The following is a 6,736-nucleotide window of genomic DNA, read 5'->3' as shown; positions in this document are numbered from 1 at the left end:
CGGTCGCGGTGGCCGGCCCCAGGACGGCGGCGAGCGCCAGGGCGGCAGCCGGGGCGGCCAGGACCGCGCGGGCCAGGGCAGGGGCGGCCAGCGTGGGGGCGGCCAGGGCGGGCGTGACCAGCGCGGCGGCCGTGACCGGCGCCCGGCCCCGACCAACGACGCCATGGCCGAGGCCCTGCGCCGCGCCGGCTACAAGCCCTGAGGCGGGCTCAGAGCTCCGAGCCCGGCCCCGGGCCGACGGAGCGGCAGGGACGCTCGCGCAGCGCCCGCACGTAGTCGTCCGGGGCGCCCGCGCTCTCGGCCGCGTCGGCCAGCACGCCGATGTAGCGGGCCGAGGGCAGCCCGCCCTCGTAGGCGTCGAGCACGTAGACCCAGGCGAGCTGAGGGCCGTCCATGGTCTGGATGCGCAGCCGCAGCTTCTTGTGCATGCCGAGCTCGCCGCCCTCCCAGCGGTCGAGCTGGTCGACGTCGAGGGGGCTCACGTCGTAGAGGACGACGAACACCCGCGAGCCGGGGTCCTCGACGACGGTCGAGAGGGCGCCCTCCCAGCCGTAGTCCTCGCCGCCGAAGGTGATGCGCCAGCCCTCGAGCCAGCCCGTCCCGGACATGGGCGAGTGAGGTGCCCGTTGCATCATCTGCGCGGGGTCCATGTTGGATCCGTACGCGGCGTAGAGCGGCACGGCGGACAGGGTAGCCAGAAGTCCGCGGAACACGATCGGTGCGCATGCGTCTGCGCGCGGGTCGCCACCGTCGGGGACGATGGTGGCGACACACAGGGAGGCACCACATGACCCGCATCGTCATCCTGGGCGGGGGACCGGCGGGCTACGAGGCGGCGCTGGTCGCCGCCCAGCACGAGGCCGACGTCACCGTCGTGGAGCAGGACAGCATCGGCGGCAACTCGGTCGCCTACGACTGCGTCCCCTCCAAGACCTTCATCGCGTCGGCCGGCGCCCGCGCCGGCATGCGGCGCACCGCCGAGATGGGCGTCGACGTCGACGACCCGCGCATCGACCTGCCGCGGGTGCACAGCCGGGTGAAGGGCCTCGCGCTCGCCCAGTCCGCCGACGTCCGCACGACGCTGCAGGCCGCGGGCGTGCGCATCGTGACGGGCCGCGCCTACTTCGAGCAGAAGGACCGCTCCAGCGCCACGCACGACGTCTGCATCGCGCACCCGGACGGGTCGACCGAGACGATCACCGCCGACGTCGCGCTCATCGCCACCGGCGCGTCGCCCCGGATCCTCCCCGACGCGCAGCCCGACGGCCGGCGCATCCTCACGTGGCGCCAGATCTACGACCTCGACACGCTGCCCGAGCACCTGATCGTGGTCGGGTCCGGGGTCACCGGCGCCGAGTTCGTCTCTGCCTACGCCGAGCTGGGCGTACCGGTGACGCTGATCTCCAGCCGCGACCGCGTCCTGCCCCACGAGGACCCGGACGCGGCGGCCACGCTGGAGGAGGTCTTCACGGCCGCCGGCGTCACCATCGCCCCGCGCACCCGCGCGGAGAAGGTCGTGGCCACCGGCGACGGCGTGCGCGTCACGCTCTCCGACGGCAGCGAGATCGAGGGCTCGCACGCGCTGATGACGGTCGGGTCGGTGCCCAACACCGCCGACCTCGGCGCGGAGAACATCGGCCTGGCGCTGACGGACTCCGGGCACGTCACCGTCGACCGCGTCTCGCGCACCGACGTGCCGGGCGTCTACGCGGCCGGCGACTGCACGGGCCTGCTGCCGCTGGCGTCGGTGGCGGCGATGCAGGGCCGCATCGCGATGTGGCACGCGCTCGGCGAGGGCGTCGCGCCGCTGCGGCTCAAGACCGTCGCGTCCGCGGTGTTCACCCACCCCGAGGTGGCGACGGTCGGGGTGCCCGAGGCGGAGATCGAGTCCGGGCGGTTCCAGGCGCGCACGGTGATGCTGCCGCTGGGCACCAACCCGCGCGCCAAGATGGAGGGCCTCCGCGAGGGCTTCGTCAAGATCTTTTGTCGGCCGGCGACGGGCGTCGTCATCGGCGGCGTCATCGTCGCCCCGGTGGCCAGCGAGCTGATCCTCCCGCTGGCCATGGCGGTGCAGAACAACCTCACCGTCGACGACCTCGCCCACACGTTCTCGATCTACCCCTCGCTCTCGGGCTCGGTGACGGAGGCCAACCGCCGGCTCATGCAGCACGACGACCTGGACTGACCGGTCAGGCCTGCTGCACCCGGTCGCGCAAGGCCCGGCGGCCGGCGAGGCCGAGCTTCCCGTACACGTTGCGCAGGTGGTACTCGACGGTCTTGGTCGAGACGAACAGCTCCGCGGCGATCTCGGGGTTGGTCCAGCCGCGCCCGACGAGCGTCGTCACCTCGCGCTCGCGGTCGGTGAGGCCGTCGGCCCAGCGGTCGCGAGGGGCGCCAGGCCCGGCCGGGACGAGCTCGGCCGGGTCGGCGGCGTCGGCGAGGTCGGCCAGGCAGCGGTCGAGGAACGGGGCCGCGCCGATGCGGCTGTAGGCGTCGGCGGCCGCGTCGAGCGCCGAGCGGGCCGCGGAGCGCTCCCCGGCGAGCGCGAGCGCCACGCCGTAGGCGTGCCGCAGCCGCGTCCGGTACCAGGCGGGCTCGCCGCCGTCGGCCGGCAGCGCCAGCCCGGCCTCGAAGGCGCGGCGGGCACCGTCGGGGTCGCCGAGCGCCGCCGCCAGCCGCCCGCTGAGCCAGGCCCGGGCCACCGGCAAGCAGCTGCCGGACGCCGGCACCCGGTCGAGGGCGGCGAGCGCCCGCGCCGCGGCGTCGAGCCGCCCGGTGTCGAGGTGGCTGTCGACGAGGGACGGCAGCCACCACCCGGAGTAGAGCCGCACGCGGTCGGGCTCGAGCGTGTCCGGTGTCAGGGCGCCGAGCCCGGCGGCGACGTCCTCGGGCCGGCGCTCGGCCTGCGCGATAGCGGCCGCGGCGAGCGTGAGGTGGACCCGGGGCCCGAGGAAGTCGGCGGCCTGCGCCAGCTCGGCGGCACGGGCCAGGTCGGCGCGCGCGGCGTCCTGCTCGCCGCGGCCGGCGTGCAGGATCGCCGACTGCGACCACAACGCCGCGTGGTCGAAGCTGCGGCCGTGCCGGGTGACGGCCTCCAGGCCGGCCTCGAGCTCGCGGCGGGCGGCGTCCCATTCGCCGAGCAGGTAGTCGCACCAGACGAGGTGCACCTGGGCCGACAGCCCGAGCAGGTGCGCCAGCGGCGTGCCGCGGCGGCGGGCGACGACGGTGAGGTCCGCGCAGGCGGGCCCGAGGCGCCCGAGCAGGCCGTTCAGCACCCCGCGCTGGGTGAGGGCGGGCAGCTCGTAGGGGGTGGCCCGGGCGGGCGACGAGGGCAGGAACGCGAGGTGCGCCAGGCCGGGGGCCGGGCCGTCGACCAGGGCCGTGCCCGCGGCGAGGAAGGCGCGGGCGAGCGGCACGAGCCGGTGGTCGGCGGGGATCCGGTCCTGCGCGTCGCGGGCCGCGGCGACACCAGCCTCCCCGTCGCCGAGCTGGCAGTGGACGTAGGCGAGCTCGAGGTCGAGCCGCGCGACCGCCTCGGGCGGCGTCGCGGCGTCCGTGCCGGCGCGGGCCGCCACCAGGAGGTCGCGGCAGGCGGTGACCTCGTCGCGCGCGAAGGCCATCAGCCCCAGCAGCTCGGCGCGGGCCGGGCCGTCGGGCAGCGCCTCGATCTCCGCGGCGTGGGCGAGCGCGTGGCCCTCGCGCGACGCGTGCACCAGCAGCCGGACGCCCTCCACCAGGCGCTCCTGCCGCGTGCCCTCGTCGCCGCTGCGCGCGGACGCCCAGAGGAGGTACTCCGCGGCCACCACCAGGTCGCCGCGGGCGAACTCGGTGGCGGCCGCCTGCGCCAGCGCGTCGGCGAGCGCGTCGTCCGGGCCATCGGTGGCGCCGACGAGGTGGCGCCAGCGGGCCGTGCCGCCGGTGAGGTCCGCGGCCTGCCGGTGCAGCGCCCGGCGACGGGCGGGCGGGGTGCCGGCGTAGACGGCGTCACGGACCAGCGCCGAGCCGTACGCGAGGATCTCGTCGGTCTCGTCGGCCTGGGTCTCGAGCAACCCCTCGGCCACCAGCGGCGCGCAGTCCTCCGTCACCGTCGCGCGTCCGGTGAGGGTGCGCAGCGTGCGCACCGGGGCCGGCCCGCCCAGCACGGCGAGGGCCTCGAGCGCCGCGCGGGGACCGTCGGGGAGCCGCGCCAGGCGGCGCCGCAGGCCGGCGGCGAGCGACCCGGGCGGGCGCGGCCGCCCGAGCCGGTAGCGCCCGGCGAGATCCGGAGCCGTGGCGTCGGCGAGCACCGCCCGCACGTACATCGGGTTGCCGCCGGTCTCCTCGCGCAGCCGCCGGGCCGTCCACGGCGTGACGTCGGGGTCGACCTCGCGGGCCAGCGCGGCGACCTCCTCGACGGACAGGCCCCCGAGCCGTAGCCAGAGCGTGTCCGCCGGCCACGGGTCGCCGGGCGGGGGCTCCAGCCAGTCGTCGGGACGGTCGTGCCCGGCGAGCACGGCCATCACCCGCAGCGGGGCGAGCCGCCGCAGCAGGCGGCGCAGCGTCGCCAGCGACTCGGGGTCCGCCCGGTGCAGGTCGTCGGCGACGAACAGCACCGGCCGGGCGTCCTCGAGCTGCTCGAGGGCGGCGAGCAGGGCCGTCGCGCCCGGGCGCGACGGGCCGTCCGGGACGTCGCCGGCGCGCGCCCCGGCGGCGTGCGCCGCGGCCAGGCAGGCCTCGAGCAGCGCGCCCGGCCGGCTCACGCCCACGTCGGGCGCCGTGGCCCGCACGACGGTGACCTCGCCGGCGAGGCGGCGGCGCAGCCGGTCGACCAGCTCGGACTTCCCGACGCCGGCCGGCCCGGTGACGACGACCGGTGGCGGTGTGCCGGTGCGGGCCGCCCGCGCGAGGTCGAGCAGCCGCGCGAGCTCGCCGGCGCGACCGACGCCGTCCCGGACACCGACCCCCCGCATCGCGCCCACCCCCCGGAGATCCGCGGCACGAACTAGGCATTCTGCCTGGGGCGGGGCGCTCTGCGGAGGACGACCGTGGACCACGTCGCCCGAGCGGCCGCTGACGACAGCGCGACGCCCGCCCTCTCCCCCCACGGGCGGGCACGCGGAGGTCGGACCGGCACCCCGAGCGCGGGCGCCGGCGCGGTGTGCCCGCGCCGGCGCCTGCGGGAGTGGCCGGGACCGGCCGCTCGGGTGACCTCCGGAGAGCGGTCTCGTCCCCTCTAGGCCCAGTCGAAGGTGCGGGTGACCGCCTTCTTCCACTGGGCGAAGGTCTCGTCGCGCAGGGTCGGGTCCATCGACGGCGACCAGACCTTGTCCTGTGCCCAGTTGTCGCGGATGTCCTGCTCGGAGTCCCAGAAGCCGACCGCGAGGCCCGCCGCGTAGGCGGCGCCGAGAGCGGTCGTCTCGGCGACCACCGGCCGGATGACCTCGACGCCGAGCAGGTCGGCCTGGAACTGCATGAGCACCTCGTTGCCGACCATGCCGCCGTCGACCTTGAGGGTGGTGAGGGGCACGCCGGAGTCGGCGTTCATCGCGTCGATGACCTCGCGGGTCTGGAACGCCGTGGCCTCGAGGACGGCCCGGGCGAGGTGGCCCTTGTTGACGTAGCGGGTCAGCCCGACGATCGCGCCGCGGGCGTCGGCCCGCCAGTACGGCGCGAACAGGCCGGAGAAGGCGGGCACGAAGTAGGCGCCGCCGTTGTCGTCGACCGTCTTGGCGAGGTCCTCGATCTCGGGGGCCGACGAGATGATGCCGAGGTTGTCGCGCATCCACTGCACCAGCGAGCCGGTGACGGCGATGGAGCCCTCGAGGGCGTACACCTGCGGGGCGTCGCCGATCTTGTAGCAGACCGTGGTGAGCAGGCCGTTCTTCGACTCGACCTTCTCCGTGCCCGTGTTGAGCAGCACGAAGTTGCCGGTGCCGTAGGTGTTCTTGGCCTCGCCGACGTCCAGGCACGCCTGGCCGAACGTCGCGGCCTGCTGGTCGCCGAGGATGCCGGCGACCGGGACGTCGCGGAACGTGCCGCGGGCCCGGATCGGGCCGTAGTCCTCCGACGACGACCGGATCTCCGGCAGCATCGCCATCGGGACGCCGATCTCCTCGCAGAGCTCGGGGTCCCACTCGAGGGTGTCGATGTTCATCAGCAGCGTGCGCGAGGCGTTGGTCGGGTCGGTGACGTGCAGCCCGCCCTCGTTGCCGCCGGTGGCGTTCCAGAGCACCCAGGTGTCCATTGTCCCGAAGGCCAGCTCGCCGCGCTCGGCCCGCTCGCGGGCACCCTCGACGTTGTCGAGGATCCAGCGCGCCTTGGGCCCGGCGAAGTAGGTGGCCAGGGGCAGGCCGGTCTTGGCGCGGTAGCGCTCGGCGCCGCCGCCGAGCGCGCCGAGCTCGTCGCAGATCGCCTGCGTGCGGGTGTCCTGCCAGACGATGGCGTTGTGGATCGGCTCGCCGGTCGCCTTGTCCCAGATGACCGTCGTCTCGCGCTGGTTGGTGATGCCGACGGCGGCGATCTGGTCGGCGTTGAGGTCGGCCCGCGCCAGCGCGCCGCCGCACACCTGGCGGGTGTTGCCCCAGATCTCCGACGCGTCGTGCTCCACCCACCCGGCGCGCGGGAAGATCTGCTGGTGCTCGAGCTGGTCGACCGCCACGACCCGCCCGGAGTGGTCGAAGATCATGCACCGCGTCGAGGTGGTGCCCTGGTCGATCGCGGCGACGTACTGGGTCATGCCGTGGCTCCCTACCGTGTG

At 75.9% G+C, this 6,736-nt stretch carries 5 protein-coding genes; 2 read left to right on the top strand and 3 right to left on the bottom strand.

Annotated elements, in window-relative coordinates:
• Nucleotides 1-202 (top strand): hypothetical protein (locus ABD994_RS17130; RefSeq protein ID WP_345417344.1); only part of this gene is annotated, 202 nt, incomplete at its 5' end.
• A 7-nt stretch (nt 203-209) separates the two neighbouring features.
• Here ABD994_RS17130 and ABD994_RS17125 read toward each other — a convergent pair.
• Entirely contained in the window at nt 210-680 is a 471-nt protein-coding gene (locus tag ABD994_RS17125; protein WP_345417341.1) for a gamma-glutamylcyclotransferase family protein, read from the bottom strand.
• A 107-nt stretch (nt 681-787) separates the two neighbouring features.
• Between ABD994_RS17125 and ABD994_RS17120 the strand changes: the two genes are divergently transcribed.
• The gene (locus tag ABD994_RS17120; RefSeq protein ID WP_345417338.1) at nt 788-2,185 is read left to right on the top strand and encodes an NAD(P)H-quinone dehydrogenase; all 1,398 of its coding nucleotides are present in this window, start codon (nt 788-790) and stop codon (nt 2,183-2,185) included.
• Nucleotides 2,186-2,189: 4 nt separating this feature from the next.
• Here ABD994_RS17120 and ABD994_RS17115 read toward each other — a convergent pair whose 3' ends face one another.
• Both ABD994_RS17115 and glpK read right to left on the bottom strand, forming a co-directional pair.
• Nucleotides 2,190-4,949, bottom strand: coding sequence for a helix-turn-helix transcriptional regulator (locus ABD994_RS17115; RefSeq protein WP_345417335.1), 2,760 nt, complete (start codon nt 4,947-4,949; stop codon nt 2,190-2,192).
• A gap of 263 nt (nt 4,950-5,212) precedes the next feature.
• Complete coding sequence (gene glpK, locus ABD994_RS17110; RefSeq protein WP_345417331.1) at nt 5,213-6,715, bottom strand: glycerol kinase GlpK; 1,503 nt, start codon at nt 6,713-6,715, stop codon at nt 5,213-5,215.
• Between the last annotated feature and the right edge of the window lie 21 nt (nt 6,716-6,736).

This window comes from Actinomycetospora chlora (genome assembly GCF_039542135.1).
Classification (GTDB): Bacteria; Actinomycetota; Actinomycetes; order Mycobacteriales; family Pseudonocardiaceae; genus Actinomycetospora; species Actinomycetospora chlora.
This window is presented reverse-complemented; position numbering and strand designations above follow the sequence as displayed.

Excerpts from the sequence above, each read along its gene's own strand:
- glpK (WP_345417331.1), bottom strand. The coding sequence starts at position 6,715 with ATGACCCAGTACGTCGCCGCGATCGACCAGGGCACCACCTCGACGCGG.
- ABD994_RS17115 (WP_345417335.1), bottom strand. The coding sequence starts at position 4,949 with ATGCGGGGGGTCGGTGTCCGGGACGGCGTCGGTCGCGCCGGCGAGCTC.
- ABD994_RS17120 (WP_345417338.1), top strand. The coding sequence starts at position 788 with ATGACCCGCATCGTCATCCTGGGCGGGGGACCGGCGGGCTACGAGGCG.